Source organism: Pseudoalteromonas sp. Angola-4 (assembly GCF_028599265.1).
Lineage (GTDB): Bacteria > Pseudomonadota > Gammaproteobacteria > Enterobacterales > Alteromonadaceae > Pseudoalteromonas > Pseudoalteromonas atlantica.
The window spans coordinates 82,308-103,411 of sequence record NZ_JAQREK010000007.1 but is presented as its reverse complement, the minus strand read 5'-3'; the positions used below and the strand labels follow the sequence as shown (position 1 = coordinate 103,411).

The following is a 21,104-nucleotide window of genomic DNA, read 5'->3' as shown; positions in this document are numbered from 1 at the left end:
ATTGTAATAGACTTGAAATACCCGGCCAATTACTGAGATAATCCCCTCCTTAATTTTGGGGCCAGGTCGTTAGGCGGGGTTTTATTTCAAATTTTAGAGTTCGTTTGTACTAAAAGATATGGCTGAGAAACGTAATATATTTCTAGTTGGCCCCATGGGGGCTGGCAAAAGCACGATTGGTCGTCACATCGCTGACCAATTACACCTTGAATTTGTCGATTCTGATCAAGAAATCGAACGCCGTACCGGTGCAGATATTGCCTGGGTGTTTGATCTTGAGGGTGAAGAAGGCTTTAGACTTCGTGAAGAATCTGTTATTGGCGACTTAACCGAAATGCAAGGTATTGTACTTGCAACCGGTGGTGGTTCAGTAATGAGTAAAGAAGTTCGAAACAAGCTTTCGGCTCGTGGTATCGTTGTATACCTAGAGACACCTATAGAAAAGCAAGTTGCACGCACGCAACGCGACAAGCGTCGCCCATTACTGCAAACTGAAGAAGCACCTCGTAATGTACTAGAGCGCTTAGCAGAAGAACGCGAGCCACTATACAAAGAAGTTGCCGATTTTGTTGTACGCACCGATGAGCAAAGCGCTAAAGTTGTTGCTAACCAAATCATCGAGAAATTAGATTTTTAAAAACCAATAATAAAGGAAATAACAAAGCATGCTTGAATTAACTGTTAATTTGGACGAGCGAAGTTATCCTATTTTTATTGGTCAATCTGCACTTCAAGATAATGGCCGCCTTGTTCACCACATTGGTGATTGTCGGCCTATCATTATCACTAACGACACAGTTGCGCCTTTATATTTACAAGGACTGCTTGATTCGTTAGCTGATCTAGACCCTCTTTCTTTTGTCATTCCAGATGGTGAGCAATACAAGTCGCTTGAATGGTTTGAGAAAATATCTGCTTTTTTATTGCAAAATAATTGCGGCCGAGACACATGCTTAATTGCACTAGGTGGCGGCGTTATTGGCGATTTAACAGGTTTTGTTGCTGCATGTTATCAGCGCGGTGTACCGTTTATTCAAATTCCGACCACGGTACTATCACAAGTTGACTCCTCTGTAGGGGGCAAAACAGCGGTTAATCACCCACTGGGTAAAAACATGATTGGGGCGTTTTATCAGCCGCAAGCGGTTTTTATTGATACTAATTCACTTCACACTTTACCGGCGCGCGAATTTGCTGCGGGTATGGCCGAAGTTATTAAGTATGGTTTAATTTACGATACCGAGCTATTTGCTTTTATTGAGCAAAATGTAGAAAAGCTACAGCAACTAGATGAAGCAAGTTTGCAGCATATTATTTATAGATGTTGTGAAATTAAAGCGCTTATCGTGGCGCAAGATGAAAAAGAAAATGGCCTTCGTGCATTACTCAACTTAGGGCATACCTTTGCGCATGCAATTGAAGCGCAAATGGGATACGGTGTATGGCTACATGGCGAGGCTGTTGCTACCGGAATGGTACTTGCTGCTAAATTAGCGCATACACGCGGTGATTTATCGCAAACTGAGGTAGATAGAATTGTAACGCTACTCAAGCTTTATAATTTACCGACTGAGATCCCAAGTGAAATGACTGCAGAGCAGTTTTTAATGCATATGCGTAAAGACAAAAAAAATAAAAAAGGCACTATCCGCTTTATTTTACCTACTCAATTTGGTCAATGCGCATTGGTAGATGACGTATCAGACGACCAAGTTAGAGCGTTAATCGAGCAATAATGCAGGCGCAAATTTTACCAAGCCGTGCGGCGTTGGTGGATAGAATCGCTCTGCAATTTGAATACGGGCAAAACTTAATTGTATTACTAGGCACCTCTGGCCTAGGCAAAAGTTATATGCTCGAAACCTTCATCACCGACAAATACAACAGTTTTAATAAAGCATTTGTACAAGTAAGTGCCAGTGTAAATGATGTATCACTGATGAGTGATATATTAGAGCAAAGCTTTAACTCTCCGCTGATTGACCACGATTTATCGTTAAGTGAAAACTTTTACCACCTGTTGCAGCAGCAACCGTGTGAGGCCTGTTTGTGGGTGCTCGATAATGCCAGGCACCTATCTGAAGAGCTATTACAAGAGTTAGAGTTACTTGCCAAAAACAGCCCTGTAACGCTTTATATCATGCTAGCTTCGCAATCAAAGCTAGCTATTAATAATGCCGTTGAAATTTACTTAGAGCCTTTATCTGCACATGAATCTAAACAGCTAATGAGCTGGTATTTTCCTAATTTACCGTACGATGAAGACCCCGTATTTAGCGCATTTTTAAAAGAAGCGAATGGCAACCCCAGCTTATTATTAGCATGGCAACCAACGGAGCATGTGGCTGATATTGTAAAAAAAGATAAAGTGTCGTGGCGAGTACACTTAATCTCATTGTTAATTATAATTATGCTACTTATCATTGGGTTGCTGTATAAAAATGACATGACCCAGTGGTGGCAAACGTACTATCAAAATCAACAAAGCCAGGACATAGATACCGCTATTCCTGCTTCTAAAATTACCGCTATCCCAAGCGCGGATAAAGAAGTCAGTAATGACAATTCTGATATATCAAAAGCGGATTCGCTTTTAGAGCCGGTCAGCGATAAATCACAAGCTAATGTAGCGCCCCATAAAAACGATGTGCCGGCGATAATGCAAAGCCTAACGCACCAAGCTCAACAAAGCGCTCAAAGTGAGCAAAGTGAACAAAGTGAACAAAGTGAGGCGTTACCACAAAGCTTAAACACTCCTGAGACTATTGAGCCAATCGAAAGTGACGATAAAGAAAGCCCACAGCCTAAAACCTCAAATAACGCTTGGTATTTAGCACAGCCAGATAATAATACAACTGTGCAGCTGCTAGCCGTTACACAGGAAAAAATCACCCGTGAGTTTATTATTCAACATAATTTAAGCCAGCGCGCTAAGGTATATCAAACTAAGCGAAATAATAAAGTGTGGTGGGTGGTTACTATTGGCAGTTATGCATCACTCGCTGATGCTAAAAGTGCGTTGTCTGCCTTGTCGAGTGCGCTTAGAAAGAACAAGCCTTTTTATAAAAAAATCAGCAAAATAAAACAAGAAATTGCACGACTTGATCAGTAAACTGACTCACTTTAGTGTAAAATCGCGCTACAGCAGATTGAAGTTAAGAACCAATGCAACAAAAGAGTAGAGCCTTCCTTAAATGGGCTGGCGGTAAATACAGCCTAGTTGAAGATATTAATGCACGTTTATCTCAAGCCAGCAAACACGCTGAAACCTTGGTAGAACCTTTTGTAGGTGCAGGCTCGGTATTTTTAAATAGTAATTTTAAACACTATTTACTCAACGACATCAATGCTGATTTAATTAACTTATACAAAGAGCTCAAGCGCTCGCCTGATGAGTTTATAAGTGACTCTAAAAAACTATTTGTTGATTTAAATAACCACCCAGACGCTTACTACGAATACCGTGTACAGTTTAATAAAAGCAATGATGTATATGAGCGCGCAATGCTCTTTTTATACATGAATCGCCATGGTTACAATGGGCTGTGTAGGTATAATCTCAAAGGCATTTTTAACGTGCCATTTGGTAAATATAAAAAGCCTTATTTTCCAGAAAAAGAAATGTACTTTTTTGCCGAAAAAGCACAAAAAGCCACATTTACCTGCCTAAGCTATGATGATGTGTTTAAGCTTGTGCCAAACAATGCGGTTATTTATTGCGATCCTCCTTATGTGCCGCTAAGTAAAACAGCGTCGTTTACCTCTTATGCTAAAGGCGGGTTTAATTTAGACGATCAAGCAAACTTGGCAAACTTAGCCGAGCAAGCCGCGTTCGAAAACAATACCCCAGTGCTTATATCTAACCACGATACCGTGTGGACGCGAAAAATTTATAGCCAAGCTACACTTGGTAAAATTCAGGTAAAACGTACTATCAGCCCTAAAGGTGGATCACGCAACAAGGTCGACGAGTTAATGGCTATGTATTTAGCACCCAAGCAACCACTGCGTAAATTGTCACTACAAAAATAACAAAAAACAGCACAGCTAAAGCAATAATAAAAAGAGGGGAGTGTTGCTGGAAGTCGGCTTGGCGTTTGTGCTCTGATTGCACACCAAAAAATGCTGCTAGCACACTTTGCAACGCGCTAATAAAGTGCAGCATTATTTAAAATAGAGGTTTTATTGAAGGCGTATTCTTAGCGTCTTCTGAGCTAGTTAATAGCTCTAATAAATCTAAATAATGGAACTGCGCACTGCGACTATCGCCTGTTAGCCACGAAAACCACGATGAACCTTCTTCTACTTTCGCACACGTTAAGGTGTTTGAAGCGCTTTTACTACTTGCCTGATGCTGACAATTGCTAACTAAGCTTAAATCTTGCTCAGAACTTGGCGCAAAACTAAATGCCCCAATAAATAACAATGCCGACGCAATTAAGATCCCTGTTTTAAATGCACGCATAATATTAGCCTAAAATTAAGTTACTCCTTTAATAATAACAAAAGCTGTATAAATAACAAACTAATATTTATCTGTAATAGCTAAGGCCTGTTGAAACTTGCGAGTTAAAGTGTGTTCTCAAGCTAAGAGTTTTTAAATCGCGCCCCGAAGTTTGTAATCGAGTGGGCACAATAACTGCTCTTACGTTAATCTAATAGCTTACATCATGTAAGCAAAGCTTGTGCGTCTACTCACGGCCTTACCAAAAATTAAACATGCTGCCCAAAACTCAACCACTAAAGCTTTTCATAAATAAATACTTATATATTTAAATCGATATTTTTAGTTATGCCTAATTTACAGTGTATTACTTGGGAAACCTCAGCATTTACGGTACATTAAGGCATATTTTACTGATTGACGGATTACTATGTTAAACCCTGAACAAAAATACTTAATTGCGCCTTCTATTTTGTCAGCCGATTTTGCAAAATTAGGCGAAGATGTGGATAAAGTACTCGCTGCAGGCGCTGATGTAGTACATTTTGATGTCATGGACAATCACTACGTGCCTAATCTCACTATTGGGCCTATGGTGTGTAAAGCGCTTAGAGATCACGGTGTAACAGCGCCTATAGATGTGCACCTAATGGTAAAACCAGTCGATAGTATAATCCCTTTGTTTGCAGAGGCCGGCGCATCAATAATTACTTTTCACCCTGAGGCCAGCGAGCATATAGACCGCACCATACAGCTCATTAAAGACCATGGTTGTAAAGCAGGCTTAGTATTTAACCCTGCCACTAGCCTTAGCTACCTCGATCACGTTATTGATAAGCTAGATACTATTTTATTAATGTCGGTAAACCCAGGCTTTGGCGGCCAAAGCTTTATTCCCCACACCCTTGAAAAACTAGCTCAAGCTAAGCAGCGTATAGTTGCGTCGGGTCGTGATATTCGCCTAGAAGTAGATGGTGGTATTAAGGTTGATAACATAGCCGCAGCGGCGCAAGCAGGTGCCGATATGTTTGTAGCAGGGTCTGCTATTTTTAATGAGCCTGATTACAAAGTGGTTATTGATCAAATGCGTGAGCAGTTAGGAAACGTAAAGTAATGAAATATGATGTAGCTTTGTTCGACCTTGACGGCACACTTGTTGATAGCGTTTACGATTTATACCTAGCAGTAAACTTAACACTGAGTGATTTAGCGTTTCCTATTGTTAGCCAAAGCTTGGTTGAAAGCTGGATAGGCAACGGTATTGAAACCCTAGTCAAACGTGCACTCAGCGGCGATATGCAAATTAGCGAACATTTAGATGAAGCGCTTAGTGCAAAAGCCATTGCCTTATTTTACCAACATTATGAGCAGCTAGTGGGCAAGTATAGTGTGTTGTATCAGCATGTAGAAACAGGGCTCAGTGCTTTGCGGGGCATGCCAAAAGCACTTGTTACTAATAAGGCGCGTCTATTTACCGAGCTACTACTTGATAAGCTTTCCCTTACCAGTCACTTTGAAGTGATAGTGTGTGGAGACGATATGGCTAAAAAGCCTTCACCAGCGCCTTTACTGTATGCATGTAAAAAGCTGAATGTTGAGCCGAGTAAGGCTATTATGATTGGCGATTCAAAAAGCGATATATTGGCAGCACATGCCGCTAAAATTGATGTAATAGCGGTGGATTATGGTTATAACCAAGGTGAAAATCTTGAGGATTATAATCCACAGTACCTATGCGATAACTTCTTAGATATAATACCAACACTAACACAGCGTTAAAATTTTTAATTAACTAAACACTAAAGGAAAATCATGAGTAAACCAGTAGTTTTAAGTGGCATTCAGCCAACCGGTGGTATGACAATAGGCAACTATGTTGGCGCTATTAACCAGTGGCTAAAGCTACAGGAAGACCACGAAAGTTTCTTTATGCTTGTTGATTTACACGCGATTACCGTGCGCCAAGAGCCTGAACTTCTTCGCTCTCGTGTATTAGATGGTATAGCGTTATACGCGGCATGTGGCATAGACCCTGAAAAATCGGCCTTATTTGTACAGTCGCAAGTGCCAGAACACGCGCAGTTAGCATGGGTGCTAAATTGTTACGCACAAATGGGCGAGCTTAACCGCATGACTCAGTTTAAAGACAAGTCATCTAAGCATGCTAACAATGTAAACGTAGGTTTATTCTCGTACCCAGTATTGCAAGCTGCGGATATTTTATTATATCAAGCTGACCAAGTACCGGTAGGGGATGACCAAAAGCAGCACTTAGAGTTAACGCGTGATATAGCGACACGCTTTAATAATTTATACGGTGACGTATTTAAGTTACCTGAGCCATACATTCCCGAATTTGGCGCACGCGTAATGAGCCTTCAAGATCCGCTCAAAAAAATGTCTAAGTCTGATGAAAACCCTAATGGCTACATCATGCTATTAGATGAGCCTAAAAAGATTGAGAAAAAGCTTAAAAAAGCAGTAACCGATTCAGACGAGCAAGCGCGTATTTACTTTGACCGTACTGAAAAGCCAGGCGTTTCTAATTTACTTACTTTATTAAGCGTAGCCACTAAGCGCTCAATTGAAGACTTAGTGCCAGAGTATGAAGATAAAATGTATGGTCACCTGAAAAAAGACACAGCCGATGCAGTTGTTAGCATGATTGAGCCAATCCAAGCACGTTTTAAAGAGATCAGAGAAGATCAAAACCTACTTGATAGCATCATGAAATCAGGCGCAGAAAAAGCCAGTGTACGTGCAGAAAAAACTCTTAAATCGGTTTACGATGCACTAGGGTTTATTCCTCGTACATAAATTGTTTTATTAGGGCGTGTTGATCTTTGCGGATTGAAATTTGTTCAATCTAGGGGCGATTAAATTGCGGCGCGAGGTTTGTAACCTAGTGGGCTAAGTAAAAACCAAGCAAAGCTTCCGCGTCCTGCTCACGCCCCTTACCTACATCCATGTAGGCAACAAAGAGTTTATCGCCCCTAGGCAGAACCCGAAGGGCAGCGCATGTTTGGCATTTATGCTGCGTTATCGCCTATTTATGGGGAGTAACCACACTTCATAGGCTCTGCCTTGCCTAAAAACCAAACATACTGCTGCAAATTCAACCATCAAAGATCAACACGCCCTAGTATAAGCAAATAAAAATGCCGCTAAATTTAGCGGCATTTTTGTAACTTTTAATGAATACTTTTTATTACCTATCTTAAAGCAATGGCTTTAGGTAATGCCCAGTATGCGAGCGCTCACATTCGGCTACTTCTTCAGGCGTGCCTGCAATGAGTATTTCACCGCCGCCAGCGCCTCCTTCAGGGCCTAAATCAACCACCCAGTCTGCGGTTTTAACCACATCTAAGTTATGCTCAATTACCACAATGGTATTACCATGATCGCGCAGGCGATGTAATACCACAAGTAGCTGTTCAATATCGGCAAAGTGAAGGCCGGTTGTTGGCTCATCAAGTATATACAGTGTTTTACCTGTATCGCGTTTAGAAAGCTCACGAGCCAGTTTTACACGTTGTGCTTCACCACCAGAGAGCGTGGTAGCAGCTTGCCCTAGGCGAATATACGATAAACCAACGTCCATAAGCGTTTTAAGTTTACGCGCTATTGCAGGTATTTTATCAAAGTAGTCGTGCGCGTCTTCAACGGTCATTTCGAGCACTTGGTGAATGTTTTTACCTTTGTATTGCACTTCTAAGGTTTCGCGGTTATAGCGCGCGCCCTTACATACATCACACGGTACATATACATCAGGTAAAAAGTGCATTTCTACTTTAATTACGCCATCCCCTTGGCAGGCTTCACAGCGCCCGCCTTTCACGTTAAAGCTAAAGCGACCTACTTTATAGCCGCGAGAGCGGGCTTCTTGTGTCCCTGCAAATAACTCACGAATACCGGTAAAAATACCTGTGTAGGTTGCAGGGTTTGAGCGCGGTGTACGACCAATTGGGCTTTGGTCAATATCAATCACTTTGTCAAAGTGATCAAGGCCACTAATTGACTTGTAAGGCGCGGCTTCTGCTGTGGACGCGCCGTTAAGCTCAGTATGCGCAAGCTTAAAGAGTGTATCGTTAATGAGCGTTGATTTACCTGAGCCCGATACCCCTGTAATACAGGTTAATAAGCCAAATGGAATTTTTAAGTCTACATTTTTTAGGTTATTACCTGTGGCACCAAATAGCTCAAGCCATTTGTCGCTGGTTGGGTTACGCTCTTGTGGCACTTCTATTTTGCGTACGCCTGATAAAAACTGGCCCGTTACCGAGTCTTTAGTGGCTAAAATATCGTCACGTGTACCTTGTGCAATAATGTGTCCGCCGTGCACTCCCGCGCCTGGGCCAATATCAATAATGTGATCGGCTGCGCGAATCGCGTCTTCGTCGTGCTCAACAACAATAACGGTATTACCTAAGTCGCGTAAATGCACCAATGTTTGTAATAAACGGTCGTTATCGCGCTGGTGTAAACCAATTGATGGTTCATCCAGTACGTACATTACGCCTACAAGGCCTGCACCAATCTGGCTGGCTAAACGAATACGCTGCGCTTCACCACCGGAGAGTGTATCGGCACTGCGCTCAAGTGATAAGTAATTAAGGCCAACATTAATTAAAAACGATAAGCGGTCGCGAATTTCTTTCAGGATTTTTTCAGCTATTTGAGCTTTTTGACCTGTTAGCGATAACCCTTCAAAAAAGTCCATCGCTTCGCCAATACTCATAGTCGTAATAGCAGGTAGGTTTGTTTGACCTATAAATACGTGGCGTGCTTCTTGGCGCAAACGCGAGCCATGACAACTAGGGCACGCTTGGCTAGTTTGATATTTAGCGAGCTCTTCACGCACCGAGTTTGACTCAGTTTCGCGATAGCGACGGTTCATGTTGTTTAACACGCCTTCAAACTCGTGGTTGCGTGTTATTAAATCGCCCCTATCGTTACGGTAGTTAAAGGCTATTTTTGTTTGCCCTGAGCCCTCTAAAATAATTTTTTGCGATTCTTTAGCCAGCTTTTCAAATGGCACATCTAAATCAAAGTTATAGTGCTCGGCGACCGCCTGTAGCATTTGAAAATAATAAAAGCTGCGTTTATCCCATCCTTTAATAGCACCACCGGCAAGGCTGAGCTCTGGGTTATGTACCACACGGTTAGGATCAAAGTATTGGCGTACGCCTAAACCATCACAGCTTTGACACGCGCCGGCAGGGTTATTAAACGAAAATAAACGCGGCTCTAATTCGGTCATTGCGTAGCCACAGGTAGGGCAGGCAAAATTTGCCGAGAACAGCATTTCTTCTATCGTACTGTCGTCCATGTAGGCTACATTTGCCACACCGCCTGACATCTCTAGTGCGGTTTCGAACGACTCTGCTAAACGCTGCTGTTGGCCATCTTTTACTTTAAAGCGGTCAACAACCACTTCAATAGTGTGTTTTTTATGAAGCTCAAGCGTTGGTGGATCTGATAAGTCGCATACTTCGCCGTCTATACGAGCGCGAATGTAGCCTTGGCTTGCAAGTTGCTCAAGTAATTTAACGTGCTCACCTTTACGATCTTTAACCACTGGCGCTAAAAGCATCAGCTTAGTGCCCTCTGGCAGTGCTAAAACGGTATCAACCATTTGGCTAATTGTTTGAGCTGCGAGCGGTAAGTCGTGGGTTGGGCATCGTGGTTCGCCCACGCGGGCAAACATTAAACGCAAGTAATCGTATATTTCGGTAATGGTACCCACTGTTGAGCGAGGATTATGCGATGTAGATTTTTGCTCAATAGAAATGGCGGGAGAGAGGCCTTCAATATGATCAACGTCAGGCTTTTCCATTAACGATAAAAATTGCCTTGCGTAGGCAGAAAGTGACTCAACATAACGACGCTGTCCTTCTGCATATAAAGTATCAAATGCCAGTGATGACTTTCCCGAACCAGATAGGCCTGTGATAACAATTAATTTATCACGTGGGATGGTTAGGCTGATGTCTTTTAAATTGTGCGTACGGGCGCCTCGGACTTCAATGTTTTCCATGCTATCTCGTTTATTACCAAAATTATTTGTCCAGTATCGCATAATACGAAACATTATTAATCAATGATCAACGAAAAAATCCTTACTTATAGGCGATTAATTATTGCCAAGCTTGTGGTAGAATCCCAGCCTAAATTTTTCATATCGTAAGAATACGCAGATAATGACCGCATCTTCACTTAATTCACGAGAAAAGCGCGCCGCTGTATCGCTGGCGAGTGTGTTTGCATTTAGAATGCTCGGCTTGTTTATGCTAATGCCTGTATTGGCTATTTATGGCCAATCGCTTGATGGTTTTTCGCCTATGTGGATAGGATTTGCTATTGGCGCGTATGGCTTAACGCAAGCGGTACTGCAAATTCCTATGGGGCGTTTGTCAGATAAAATAGGCCGTAAAAAAGTCATTGTTGGTGGCTTAGTTGTGTTTGCGTTGGGCTCTGTTATTGCAGCCCTTGCTGAATCTATTCAAATGGTTACAGTGGGCCGTGCATTGCAAGGTATGGGCGCTATAGCCAGTGCGTTGCTTGCTTTTGCCAGCGACCTAAGCCGCGACGAACAACGCCCTAAAGTAATGGCCGTAATTGGTATGAGCATAGGCATGAGCTTTGCTTTTGCTATGTTACTTGGGCCTATTGTTGCCGCGTCGTGGGGTGTAGCAGGCGTATTCTGGTTAACAGCAATACTTGCCGTGTTCGGTATTAGTATTATTTTATTTCTAGTGCCAAACGCAGTAAACAAAGCGCCCAAAGGCGATACCTTGGCAAGCTTTAGTGATATTAAAAAGCTTATTAAGCATCCGCAATTATCGCGCTTAAATGCAGGCGTATTACTGCTACATTTAACGCTAACCACTATTTTTGTGGTGCTACCCAGCCAACTAATAAAAGATGGCTTAGTGGCAAACCACCATTGGTATTTATATATTCCGGTATTGCTGTTAGCGTTTATTTTAATGGTCCCTATTATGATTATTGCCATTAAAAAAGAAAAAGAAAAACAAGCGTTTATTGGCTCAGTAGCACTGCTTTCTATTAGTATGTTTGCTATGTCTATTTGGGTGAATAGCGTGGTTGGCATTGCCATTTGTATGTTGCTTTATTTTGTAGCATTTAATTTTTTAGAAGCCACTATGCCTGCGCTTGTATCGCGTATTGCGCCCGCTAGCCAAAAAGGTTCTGCTATGGGAGGGTATTCGTCTAGCCAGTTTTTGGGAGCTTTTTTAGGTGGTATTTTAGGGGGTTATGTTGCCCAAACTACAAGTACGCAAGCTGTGTTTGCGGCAGCAGCACTTGTTGGGTTAATATGGCTTATTATTGCGTGGAAAATGCAAGTCCCACCGAAAAGTAAAGTTATTAGTTTAATGACCAATTTAAGTTCTGAAGAGCAAGCTCAAGCACTTGCTTCTCAGCTAGTTGCTTTACCTGGCGTAATAGAAGCAACAGTAGTACGCGACGAAAGCCGCAGCTATTTAAAGATTAATGATAAAGAATTTGACCTAGACCAAGCACGTAAAGTAGCTGGTTTAATCTAACGTTTATAGGAGATGGTTCCATGGCACGCGGTGTGAACAAAGTAATTTTGGTTGGTAATTTAGGACAAGATCCTGAAGTTCGTTACATGCCTAATGGCAATGGTGTAGCAAATATTACCTTAGCAACGTCAGACAGCTATAAAGACAAAAACACTGGCCAAATGGTTGATAAAACTGAATGGCACCGTGTAGTATTTTTTGGCAAGCTAGCTGAAATTGTTGGTGAGTACTGCCGTAAAGGCTCGCAAATTTACGTTGAAGGTAAACTTCAAACACGTAAATGGACCGACCAACAAGGCCAAGAAAAATACACAACAGAAATCGTTGTTGATGGCTTTACGGGTCAAATGCAAATGCTAGGCGCTCGCGGTGGCGATCAGCAAGGTGGTGGTTATCAAGGTAATCAAGGCGGCCAACAAGGTGGCGGTTACCAAAATAATCAACAAGGCGGCGGCTATGGTCAAAACAACCAAGCTCAAAACAGCCAGCAAAGTGGTTATGCGCCACAGCAACAAGCTGCACCAGCACAACGCCCAGCTGCAGCACCTGCTCCACAGCAGAATAACCAATACCAACAATCAAACAACAGTGGCTTTGCTCCTGGGCAAAGTAATGCGCCACAGCAGCAAGGTGGTTTTGCACCTAAGCCGCAAAACGCCCCTCAGGGCGGTGCATCAAATCCTATGGAACCAACAATAGATTTTGATGACGACATTCCGTTCTAATTTTTGATAAAAGCAGAAATGTTGAAAAATAATATTAAAAGCCGCTATTTAGCGGCTTTTTTGTAACTACACGTTTTAGTACAAAAGGTGCTGTTTCTATCTAGCATTTAACACTTTAAAGTCACTCAAAACGTGCTATTAGCGCCTTTTTATAGGCTAAAAATTGTATGGCACATATAACTAAAAAGCAGCCTGAGTAAGTCACTAACTGAGCAACTGGCTCGGAGCGAACAAAATATTCATGTAACAGCGCCCCAATTAACGTACCCGCCAATAAAACATACGCAACATAGATAAACAGTGCTTTTTGCTTTTCATTTTTAATAAACAAAAGAGCAAGCATCATTAAACCCACTACCAACTCCAGTAAACCCACGCTATACATATAAATTTTAGCGTTAACGGGCAGTACCTGTGCAAAGTAGCTAAAGGTATTAACGCTTACTTGCGCTGCTAATAATTTTGGCAGGGCAAACTTAAACATAAAAAGCGCGCTGGCTAAATTTAAAAGATTACTAAATAAATTCTTCATGAAAGCTTATGCCTTAATAAAGCAGCCGTCAGGTAATAAACGCCACGGCTGCAATTTAAATGGTTACACAACAGTGCCGCGAATAGGGTAGTTATTTTGCTCTTTAATAAACTTTAAGCCTCTTACAACCACGTCTAATTCAGGGCGTAAATACGGGGCATTAGAAATATTTACAGCTTGCAATATCCCTTGCTTATTTACGACAAATATAGCGGGCTCTGCAAAGTTGTGATCTGTTTCTTGCTCAGAGCGAGGTGAGGAAATATACAGCCCAAGTTGTTTCATTTGCTGCTGTGTTAAACCATACGCAATAGGAAAGCTAATCGCGAGCGTGTCCATGCTTTGTGTTAGCTGTGCGCGGGTATCTGCAGAAACGGCACAAACGCTCACCCCAAGTGCCTTTAATGCGGGTAATTGCGCTTCTAGTAAATTTAAGTAACGCATACAAAGCGGGCAATGCTTGCCTCTGTATACCACGAGCATTTGCCACTCGGCGCCACCGTGCGGCTTACTTAGATCTGCGGTTGTACCATCGAGCAAGTGTGCGGTAACTGTTGGAAATGAATTACCGGCTATTAATTTAAATGACTCTGACATAAAAACCTCTTTTATACTGATTGTGAATGATTTTTTTTAACAAATAAGTACAGCGCAGTGAGAGCACATAAGCCGATACAGCTAATAAAAATATTGCGTGTGCCTCCGGGGATATATTCAACAAACGATGTTAGAAATTGCCCAGAAAAAACAGCCATTGTGAAATAAGAGAGGTTACGACCGCGAACAGAGGCTGCGCTACGCTCTACGGTCATATGGTTTAATAGTGGGATGCTAAAACCAAAGCCAATACCGCTAAACACAGCGCCTATTACCAATAACGCTGTACCCGTTTGTAAAAAGAAAGCAAATGATGCCCCATAGCCTATAAATGCCAGCGCAAGTACTTTTTGCTCGCCCATTTTTTTAGTTAACTGAGGCATAAAATGTGCCCCAACAACAGCCACTAACGAGATGAAAGAGAGTAAAAAACCTACTTGTTCTTCATTATAATTTTGCGCATGCATTGTGCTGGGTAGTAAAACAATTGCGCTAAAAAACGTGACCATTGCAAGCACAGCCAGCGAATACACATGCTTAAGAGATAAGCCTTTATTTGATATTACGTGCTCTTGTGTTGCTTGTGCCTCTTGTGCTTGAGGGTGATTACGCGGCACAAAAAGTAGCAACATGGCTAAAAATACCCAAGAAATAAGGTACAACGATAATGGTAAAGCCCAATGCTGCACAGCAAGTAAGCCACCTATAAATAGAAATATAACGCCACCTAGCTCTATTGCCATACCTTGCTTAGCAAGCATGCCTAGGCGCGCTTTACCAAAGTACCACTGTGATATTAAAACGGTACAACCGGCCATAACAATTGAGGTAACACCGCCAAGCAAAATACGGTTAGCAAAAACCAACAACGGCCCTTGCAACCAATACACGCTTGCACCTAAAAAGCCGTATAAAAATAAGCCAATAATTAATGAACGGTAAGCGCCATATTTATCAATTAATTTACCTGCAATAGGCGCAAATATAACAGCCCCTAAAGCCGGTAAGGTCACTAAAAATACCGCACTGTCAGCAACATTTAGGGCTGTTGATATACTGATTAAACCAGGTGCAACCAATGCACCCACCATGATTGTTAAGCAGGCTATACACAGCAAAGTGAAGCTTCCTGCGTTATTGAGTTTATTCATAAGTATTCTCTGTTTTTAAATGAGGCAACTAAGGGGGACTTACGCTTAGTTGCAAGGAGTTAATGGCGGTTATTTTTTTGCGAGAGAGTTAAAAGCAGCGCTGATGGTAATTAACACTACACTAAGGACGACTACGCCAGGCCACTGGTACAAAGCAAAGGCTTTCACACCAATAATTGAGCCAAAGGCGCCGCCTAAGTAGTAGCCAAGCATGTAAACACCATTAATACGGCTTTGTGCGCTTGGGTCTATGCTAAATACGCGGACTTGATTGGCTACTTGTGCGCTAAAAATAGCGAAGTCGATTAAAATAATACCGATAATTAGGGCTATTAGGTTTCCTAAAAAAACGCCTGTAATAGCAAAACCAATTGCGGCAAGTGTGAGTACTATCATGACTAATTTTTTAGAGCCCAGCGCATTGACCCACTTACCCGAAGACTTAGCCCCTATTACGCCAGCTAATGCAATGATGCCAAATAATCCGGCCTCTTGGGCACTGTAGTTAAAAGGTGCATCACTGACATAAATAGCTAAAGTAGCCCAAAGTACATTAAAAGCAGCAAACCAAAGCGCGCCAGTTAAAGTAAACACTTGTAGTGGTTTGTGCTGTTTAAATAACGCCACTGTACTTTTAAGTAGCGGCCAGTAACGTAAGCTAGTTTGTGGTTTATTTAGGGGTAAAAAGAGCCTAAGTAGTACACCAAATAGCGCAGCTAATATTGCGGACATAACAAATACGCCACGCCAACCAAAGTGCTCTCCTACAAAGCCGCTTAACGTGCGTGAAAGTAAAATACCAATGGTTAGGCCCATCATTAAGGTGCCCAATGTAGTCCCTTTATTTTCAGCAGATACAAGTGATGCCGCAAAAGGGATTAATTGCTGGGTAATGTTGGCACTTACCCCTATTAAAAATACCGACATTAATAACAGCGGTAAGTTAGGTGTAAATACGGCAAAGCTACATGCAATAACCAGTAAGCCCGATAAAATGCTTATTAAGCGACGACGCGCAATAGAATCCCCCAGCGGCGAAATAAACAATAGGGCAAAAGCGTAACCAAATTGAGTAAATGCGGGAATGCTACCAAGTTGTGAATCCGTTAAATTAAACTCGTTACCAATCAGGGGTAAAATTGGCTGGCTGTAATATAGGTTTGCAGCGGTTGCTGCAATGGCGGTTGTCATCAACAATAAAATAAAGCGACTTAACGAGGCACTCTGCGTTACCTGGGACATTTTGCTCTCCAACATTAAAAGGTAGGCGAATGATAGAGAGAGATTATCGATATTAGAAATGTTTAAATTTGATGGAATCTATACAAATAACGTATAGTTGTTGCTATACCTCTCACACAGAGCAAATTTGAGTCGCACATGGATATAAAAATATTAAAAAGTTTTATTGCAGTGGCTAAGCACTTGAGCTTTTCAGAAGCGGCTCAAGAGCTACATACAGTTCAACCCGCTATAAGTCGCCATATTTCTTCGTTAGAAGAGCAGCTAGGTGTTAGCTTGTTTACCCGTAACTCTCGGGAGGTGTCGATCACGCAAGCGGGAGAGCAGTTAGTTAAAGATGCCACGGCAATTTTAGCGCTTACAGAGCGGGCTAAAAATAAGGTTAAACTGGTCGATAGCGGGCAGTTAGGCTCGCTGAGTATTGCGTATTTAAGCTCTGCATGTTTAACATTTTTGGCCAAATTAATCCGAACGTATAAGTCGCAGTTTCCTAATGTTCACGTTACCTTGCTAGAAATGACCGCGACCGAGCAAATAGAGGCCCTTAAAAACGAACGGGTAGATGTTGCGTTTTCTCGGCCGTTACCAAGCACCATAGCCGATGAGTTTATAAGTGAAACTATGTACGTCGACCGCCTCGTAGCGGTGGTCAACAAAAATCATCCCTTTGCATCAACGCAAACTATTAATTTGAAAACCCTTAAAAATGAGCCATTTATTCTTTTTAATCGCGACGAAGCCTTAGGGTTGTTTGATGAAATTATTACTCGTTGCAAGCGCGCTGGCTTTTCACCTAACATTATTAGTCAACCAAGGCATATGCAAACCTTAGTAACAGAGGTTGCCGCTGGTTTAGGGTTAGCTATAGCGCCTTATTGTGTAAGTAAATTATATAGCGAGGGTTGCCATTTTATAGAGTTAGAAAAGGTCGACACACAAATTTATTTGCAGCTGCAATACAAGCAAATTAACAACAGCGCTACCACGCAAGCGTTTGTAGAAATGGCACTTAATGCCCAAGCAGAAATTCAGCTTAGCATGCGTAATTGAGTTGGCTTTATAAAAGCGCTTTTAGCTAACTTATGCGCCGCAATAATTAGCGAGGCGTAAATGCGTAACACACAACAGTGCCTTCGTAATTTACATCTCATTTAATTGATTTATAAATAGTTAACACCTACTCTAGAGGTACTAATTACTTCAAGCAACTATGAGAAACATGAAAGCCCTTATTTTATTCTTATTTCTTGTTTTTCAATTTGCCAGTTTGCCGGTAAGCGCTCAACCGGGTTCTAAAATTACCAATGTCTTATTTATCAATTCTACCAACCAATATATGCCTTGGCATAAAAGTGTTGAAGAGGGCTTGAGTAGCGAGCTATCAACACGGACTTTTGACTATGAGCTTTTTGTTGAAAACATTGATGTAGGGCGCTTTGATGAGGCCACTCAAAAGCAATTAATGAGCGACTACCTTAAGCAAAAATATAAAAATAAGCACATAGATATTGTTGTCACGCTATCACCCTCAGCAGCCACGTTAATATCACAATTGAATGATTTTTTTACTAGCACGCCAAAAATTTATATTGAGCCTGGCGAGCAGTTTAGGCTACCGGTAAACACTAACAATGCATTAATGCAGGCTAAGTTAGACTACAAGCAAGCAACCGCCAGCGCGGTTAATTTAATGAAACCTAAAAAGCTCATTGTCATCTTGGATACTAAAAATGAAATAGGTATAAACTTTTATACAGGGCTGTTCAATATTATCAGCCAAGATTTTTCGTATTTAGAGATTGAGCAATGGTTTGATCTTCCGACTGCTGAACTGATGAAAAAAGTAAAAAATGTGCCTTCAGACGCCATTATTTTGTTTACCCCTATATTTAGAAATTACGAAAATAAGTCGATTAGCCCGTATCAGCTCGTCAGCTTACTCGCTCAGCATAGTAACGCCCCCATTTTTAGCTACTGGGAAGTTTTATTGGGCTCAGGTGTAGTGGGTGGTTATGTTTTATCAGGTGAGAAAATAGGTAAACGCGTGGGTGAAGCTATTATTTCTTACAGTGAAAATAACGTGTTACCTACTATAAGCGATGAAAATTTAAGTGTTCATAAATACGATTGGCGACAGCTAAAAAAATATAATGTTGCCCCGCAAAGCCTGCCAGAAAAATCGATTATTGCTTACTACAAGCCGAGTTACTTTGAACAAAATAAAGTGTTAATTTACAGCGCCGCCATTACTATTTTTGTATTGAGCGCTTTTTTAGTGTTTGTATTACGATTAAACCGCCGCCGCATTCAGCTTGTACACGCGCTTGATGAAGAAAAGCTACGACTTGAATCGCGTGTAGAGCAACGCACCAAAGAGCTATTACAAGCTAAAGAAGAAGCAGAGCAACTTACCTCGTCAAAATCTGAATTTTTAGCCAATATGAGTCACGAGATCAGAACCCCAATGAGTGGCATTATAGGGCTGACAAATATTTTATTGGGCAAAAACTTACCTGAAGAAGATAAACAGTATTTAGAAAAAATAAAGTACTCGTCAGATCAATTGCTTGTGGTTATTAATGACATTTTAGATTTTTCAAAAATCGAGTCAGGAAATATCAAACTCGAGGCCTTTGCATTTTCGTTAAACGCGGTTGTCGATTATATAACGACCACATTTGAAAATAGGGCGCGGAGTAAAGGTATAGCGTTTGAGATTAATATTAGTGATAACGTGAAACATAACTTAGTTGGCGATGTGGTGCGTATAAACCAAGTATTAATTAACTTGTGCTCTAACGCGATTAAGTTTACCTCTAAAGGAGCTGTTTCGGTACAAATAGACGCAGAAGAGGCCCCCCATGACACCAAAAGTACTGTTTTACGCTTTAGTGTTAAAGACACCGGCATTGGTATTGATGAAAAAAGCTTACCTAACTTGTTTGAGTCATTTACTCAGGCCGACAGCTCTACAACCCGAAAATACGGGGGAACTGGGTTAGGCTTAGCCATTAGTAAACGTTTATGCCAAGCAATGGGTGGCGATATTTCTGTAAGCAGTACGCAGGGTGAAGGCAGTGAGTTTATTGCTACCATAAACGTTGAGGTAAACACCCAGGCATTAATAGAAGACAGCCCACAGTTATCATTTGCTGAACCATTTGATGTATTGCTAATAGATGATAACGAAGATGATTTAAGCTTAATTAAAAGTCAGCTTAGTGCAATGGGACTGCGTTGTACGCCTTGCACGCAGGCAAGTGATGCAATAGAGATAATTAAAGAAAATATAAACACTTATAAAATTATTATTGTTGATTGTGAAATGCCGACCATGAGCAGTGAAACGTTTTTTACCCGCATTTACAAAGTAAATCCACAACTTTGCAACAATATTATTGTACTTACAGCAAGCAAAAACGACGCAATTTACGACATAGCTAAAAAGATAAACATTAAAACTATTTTGCATAAGCCTGTGCTTACCAGCGTGTTATTTGAAGCGATGAAAAGCAAAGTGGTTAGCCCTTCTACAAGTAATACCCATAAACCTGCCACCGAAAAGCCACTGCAAGGGGTAAAAATACTCGTTGTGGAAGATAACGCCATAAACAGGTTAATTGTATCCGATATATTAGCCACCAGTGGGGCGCAAGTGCACGTAGTAGAAAATGGCTTAGAATGCATACAAACCGTAAAATTAGAAACGTTTGATATTATTTTAATGGATATTCATATGCCCATTATGGACGGTGTAGAAGCGACTAAAGTAATACGCAGTGACAGTAATACTGCGCTTGCCTCTATGCCTATCATTGCGTTAACTGCAAACGTAATGAAAGATGATATTACTCACTACCTATCTATTGGTATGAATGCACATGTTGCTAAACCAATAAAAGCTAAAACATTACGCGATACAATAATTAGCTGCTTAAATAAATAAACTTATCAATTACCTACCTTTAATAGCAGGCTTTAACGCCTGCAACGTTAAAAAACCAAACGCAAAATTTTATATAAATAGGGTTTGACTCACACCTTTTAATATGTGAAATTTCATATATTCGTTTTTTCATATATATTTAGTTCGCTATAGAACTACAAGGTTAAGGATTATGAGTAAATCAATTGAACACGAGCTACCTAATTTAGAACTTTCACAAAGCACTCCTCCTACCGTTAAGGATTTCACGCTAACGTTTTCATCTCATAAACCTAAAATTTTATTGTTATACGGATCGCTAAGAGCTCGCTCATATAGCAAGTTAGTTATAGAAGAAAGTGCACGCTTGCTAACCCACTTTGGTGCTGAGGTTAAAATATTTAACCCTGAAGGTTTACCCATAACAGATAGTGAAGATGAGACGCACCCTAAGGTGCAAGAGCTACGTGATTTAATGCTCTGGTCTGAAGGGCAAGTATGGTGCTCGCCGGAGCGACACGGTGCTATGACGAGTGTATTTAAAAACCAAATTGATTGGGTTCCATTAAACCTGGGTGGGGTAAGGCCTACACAAGGTAAAACGCTGGCTGTGCTGCAGGTTTGTGGTGGTTCACAGTCATTTAATGTGGTTAATCAGTTACGCGTATTAGGGCGCTGGATGCGCATGGTAACAATACCTAATCAGTCATCGGTGCCTAAAGCGTTTTTAGAATTTGAAGAGAATGGCCGAATGAAGCCTTCCGCTTTTTACAATCGAATTGTGGATGTAATGGAAGAGCTCGTAAAATTTACCTTATTAATGCGCGACCAAAAAGATTACTTTGTTGATAGATACTCTGAGCGAGTAGAAACAGCAGAGCAGCTCAGTAAACGCGTAAATCAAAAAGACATTTAGGAGG

General features: G+C 41.3%; 19 protein-coding genes. 12 read left to right on the top strand and 7 right to left on the bottom strand.

Annotated elements, in window-relative coordinates; genetic code table 11:
• Positions 1–118: 118 nt before the first annotated feature.
• Genes aroK through PSH48_RS10500 form a run of 4 tightly spaced genes read left to right on the top strand, consistent with a single transcriptional unit; the run spans position 119 to position 4,032 of the window.
• Positions 119–637, top strand: coding sequence for a shikimate kinase AroK (aroK, locus tag PSH48_RS10515; RefSeq protein ID WP_004589350.1), 519 nt, complete (start codon positions 119–121; stop codon positions 635–637).
• A gap of 28 nt (positions 638–665) precedes the next feature.
• The gene (gene aroB / locus PSH48_RS10510) at positions 666–1,736 is read left to right on the top strand and encodes a 3-dehydroquinate synthase (RefSeq protein ID WP_024032528.1); all 1,071 of its coding nucleotides are present in this window, start codon (positions 666–668) and stop codon (positions 1,734–1,736) included.
• Positions 1,736–3,112 (top strand): AAA family ATPase, encoded by a 1,377-nt coding sequence (locus tag PSH48_RS10505; RefSeq protein ID WP_273611530.1) that lies wholly within the window; start codon positions 1,736–1,738, stop codon positions 3,110–3,112. Before aroB ends, PSH48_RS10505 begins: the two co-directional genes overlap by 1 nt.
• A 53-nt stretch (positions 3,113–3,165) precedes the next feature.
• Positions 3,166–4,032 carry a Dam family site-specific DNA-(adenine-N6)-methyltransferase gene (locus PSH48_RS10500; RefSeq protein WP_004589353.1) on the top strand — a complete coding sequence of 289 codons (867 nt, stop codon included), beginning with the start codon at positions 3,166–3,168 and terminating at the stop codon, positions 4,030–4,032.
• On the opposite strand, the gene PSH48_RS10495 is transcribed toward PSH48_RS10500, so the two are convergent.
• On the bottom strand, positions 3,980–4,165 hold the full coding sequence (locus tag PSH48_RS10495) for a DUF2970 domain-containing protein (RefSeq protein ID WP_024032525.1): 186 nt from the start codon (positions 4,163–4,165) through the stop codon (positions 3,980–3,982). The genes PSH48_RS10500 and PSH48_RS10495 overlap by 53 nt on opposite strands.
• Before the next feature lie 3 nt (positions 4,166–4,168).
• Entirely contained in the window at positions 4,169–4,465 is a 297-nt protein-coding gene (locus tag PSH48_RS10490) for a hypothetical protein (protein ID WP_273611529.1), read from the bottom strand.
• A 409-nt stretch (positions 4,466–4,874) separates the two neighbouring features.
• Between PSH48_RS10490 and rpe the strand changes: the two genes are divergently transcribed.
• The 3 genes from rpe to trpS are packed head-to-tail and all read left to right on the top strand — an operon-like array spanning position 4,875 to position 7,261.
• A complete protein-coding gene (gene rpe / locus PSH48_RS10485; protein ID WP_248531349.1) occupies positions 4,875–5,558 on the top strand; it encodes a ribulose-phosphate 3-epimerase in 684 nt (227 codons plus the stop codon).
• Positions 5,558–6,223 (top strand): phosphoglycolate phosphatase, encoded by a 666-nt coding sequence (locus PSH48_RS10480; protein WP_004589357.1) that lies wholly within the window; start codon positions 5,558–5,560, stop codon positions 6,221–6,223. The genes rpe and PSH48_RS10480 overlap by 1 nt, the downstream gene beginning before the upstream one ends.
• Before the next feature lie 33 nt (positions 6,224–6,256).
• Positions 6,257–7,261, top strand: coding sequence for a tryptophan--tRNA ligase (trpS, locus tag PSH48_RS10475; protein WP_029771853.1), 1,005 nt, complete (start codon positions 6,257–6,259; stop codon positions 7,259–7,261).
• A 400-nt stretch (positions 7,262–7,661) separates the two neighbouring features.
• On the opposite strand, the gene uvrA is transcribed toward trpS, so the two are convergent.
• Positions 7,662–10,481 (bottom strand): excinuclease ABC subunit UvrA, encoded by a 2,820-nt coding sequence (gene uvrA / locus PSH48_RS10470; protein WP_273611553.1) that lies wholly within the window; start codon positions 10,479–10,481, stop codon positions 7,662–7,664.
• Between the two features lie 163 nt (positions 10,482–10,644).
• Between uvrA and PSH48_RS10465 the strand changes: the two genes are divergently transcribed.
• Positions 10,645–12,012 carry an MFS transporter gene (locus PSH48_RS10465; RefSeq protein WP_273611528.1) on the top strand — a complete coding sequence of 456 codons (1,368 nt, stop codon included), beginning with the start codon at positions 10,645–10,647 and terminating at the stop codon, positions 12,010–12,012.
• A 20-nt stretch (positions 12,013–12,032) separates the two neighbouring features.
• Positions 12,033–12,737, top strand: a complete 705-nt coding sequence (ssb, locus tag PSH48_RS10460; RefSeq protein WP_248451657.1) for a single-stranded DNA-binding protein — start codon at positions 12,033–12,035, stop codon at positions 12,735–12,737.
• A 121-nt stretch (positions 12,738–12,858) separates the two neighbouring features.
• Here the strand turns inward: ssb and PSH48_RS10455 are convergent, their stop codons facing one another.
• The 4 genes from PSH48_RS10455 to PSH48_RS10440 all read right to left on the bottom strand — a co-directional run bounded on the left by PSH48_RS10455 (position 12,859) and on the right by PSH48_RS10440 (position 16,259).
• Positions 12,859–13,269: a hypothetical protein gene (locus PSH48_RS10455; RefSeq protein ID WP_273611527.1), complete on the bottom strand. Its 411-nt coding sequence runs from the start codon at positions 13,267–13,269 to the stop codon at positions 12,859–12,861.
• A gap of 63 nt (positions 13,270–13,332) precedes the next feature.
• Positions 13,333–13,866 (bottom strand): redoxin domain-containing protein, encoded by a 534-nt coding sequence (locus PSH48_RS10450; protein WP_273611526.1) that lies wholly within the window; start codon positions 13,864–13,866, stop codon positions 13,333–13,335.
• Between the two features lie 11 nt (positions 13,867–13,877).
• Positions 13,878–15,017, bottom strand: coding sequence for an MFS transporter (locus PSH48_RS10445; RefSeq protein WP_273611525.1), 1,140 nt, complete (start codon positions 15,015–15,017; stop codon positions 13,878–13,880).
• A gap of 69 nt (positions 15,018–15,086) precedes the next feature.
• A complete protein-coding gene (locus PSH48_RS10440) occupies positions 15,087–16,259 on the bottom strand; it encodes an MFS transporter (RefSeq protein WP_273611524.1) in 1,173 nt (390 codons plus the stop codon).
• Positions 16,260–16,397: 138 nt separating this feature from the next.
• Here PSH48_RS10440 and PSH48_RS10435 point away from each other — a divergent pair, with 138 nt between their 5' ends.
• From PSH48_RS10435 to arsH, 3 genes are all read left to right on the top strand, one after another.
• On the top strand, positions 16,398–17,309 hold the full coding sequence (locus tag PSH48_RS10435) for a LysR family transcriptional regulator (protein ID WP_273611523.1): 912 nt from the start codon (positions 16,398–16,400) through the stop codon (positions 17,307–17,309).
• Positions 17,310–17,478: 169 nt separating this feature from the next.
• Positions 17,479–20,205, top strand: a complete 2,727-nt coding sequence (locus PSH48_RS10430; protein ID WP_273611522.1) for a response regulator — start codon at positions 17,479–17,481, stop codon at positions 20,203–20,205.
• Between the two features lie 172 nt (positions 20,206–20,377).
• Positions 20,378–21,100, top strand: a complete 723-nt coding sequence (gene arsH / locus PSH48_RS10425) for an arsenical resistance protein ArsH (protein ID WP_024032512.1) — start codon at positions 20,378–20,380, stop codon at positions 21,098–21,100.
• Positions 21,101–21,104: the final 4 nt, after the last annotated feature.

Coding starts and splice junctions, on each gene's coding strand:
- aroK (WP_004589350.1), top strand. CDS start 119: ATGGCTGAGAAACGTAATATATTTCTAGTTGGCCCCATGGGGGCTGGC.
- aroB (WP_024032528.1), top strand. CDS start 666: ATGCTTGAATTAACTGTTAATTTGGACGAGCGAAGTTATCCTATTTTT.
- PSH48_RS10505 (WP_273611530.1), top strand. CDS start 1,736: ATGCAGGCGCAAATTTTACCAAGCCGTGCGGCGTTGGTGGATAGAATC.
- PSH48_RS10500 (WP_004589353.1), top strand. CDS start 3,166: ATGCAACAAAAGAGTAGAGCCTTCCTTAAATGGGCTGGCGGTAAATAC.
- PSH48_RS10495 (WP_024032525.1), bottom strand. CDS start 4,165: ATGCTGCACTTTATTAGCGCGTTGCAAAGTGTGCTAGCAGCATTTTTT.
- PSH48_RS10490 (WP_273611529.1), bottom strand. CDS start 4,465: ATGCGTGCATTTAAAACAGGGATCTTAATTGCGTCGGCATTGTTATTT.
- rpe (WP_248531349.1), top strand. CDS start 4,875: ATGTTAAACCCTGAACAAAAATACTTAATTGCGCCTTCTATTTTGTCA.
- PSH48_RS10480 (WP_004589357.1), top strand. CDS start 5,558: ATGAAATATGATGTAGCTTTGTTCGACCTTGACGGCACACTTGTTGAT.
- trpS (WP_029771853.1), top strand. CDS start 6,257: ATGAGTAAACCAGTAGTTTTAAGTGGCATTCAGCCAACCGGTGGTATG.
- uvrA (WP_273611553.1), bottom strand. CDS start 10,481: ATGGAAAACATTGAAGTCCGAGGCGCCCGTACGCACAATTTAAAAGAC.
- PSH48_RS10465 (WP_273611528.1), top strand. CDS start 10,645: ATGACCGCATCTTCACTTAATTCACGAGAAAAGCGCGCCGCTGTATCG.
- ssb (WP_248451657.1), top strand. CDS start 12,033: ATGGCACGCGGTGTGAACAAAGTAATTTTGGTTGGTAATTTAGGACAA.
- PSH48_RS10455 (WP_273611527.1), bottom strand. CDS start 13,269: ATGAAGAATTTATTTAGTAATCTTTTAAATTTAGCCAGCGCGCTTTTT.
- PSH48_RS10450 (WP_273611526.1), bottom strand. CDS start 13,866: ATGTCAGAGTCATTTAAATTAATAGCCGGTAATTCATTTCCAACAGTT.
- PSH48_RS10445 (WP_273611525.1), bottom strand. CDS start 15,017: ATGAATAAACTCAATAACGCAGGAAGCTTCACTTTGCTGTGTATAGCC.
- PSH48_RS10440 (WP_273611524.1), bottom strand. CDS start 16,259: ATGTCCCAGGTAACGCAGAGTGCCTCGTTAAGTCGCTTTATTTTATTG.
- PSH48_RS10435 (WP_273611523.1), top strand. CDS start 16,398: ATGGATATAAAAATATTAAAAAGTTTTATTGCAGTGGCTAAGCACTTG.
- PSH48_RS10430 (WP_273611522.1), top strand. CDS start 17,479: ATGAAAGCCCTTATTTTATTCTTATTTCTTGTTTTTCAATTTGCCAGT.
- arsH (WP_024032512.1), top strand. CDS start 20,378: ATGAGTAAATCAATTGAACACGAGCTACCTAATTTAGAACTTTCACAA.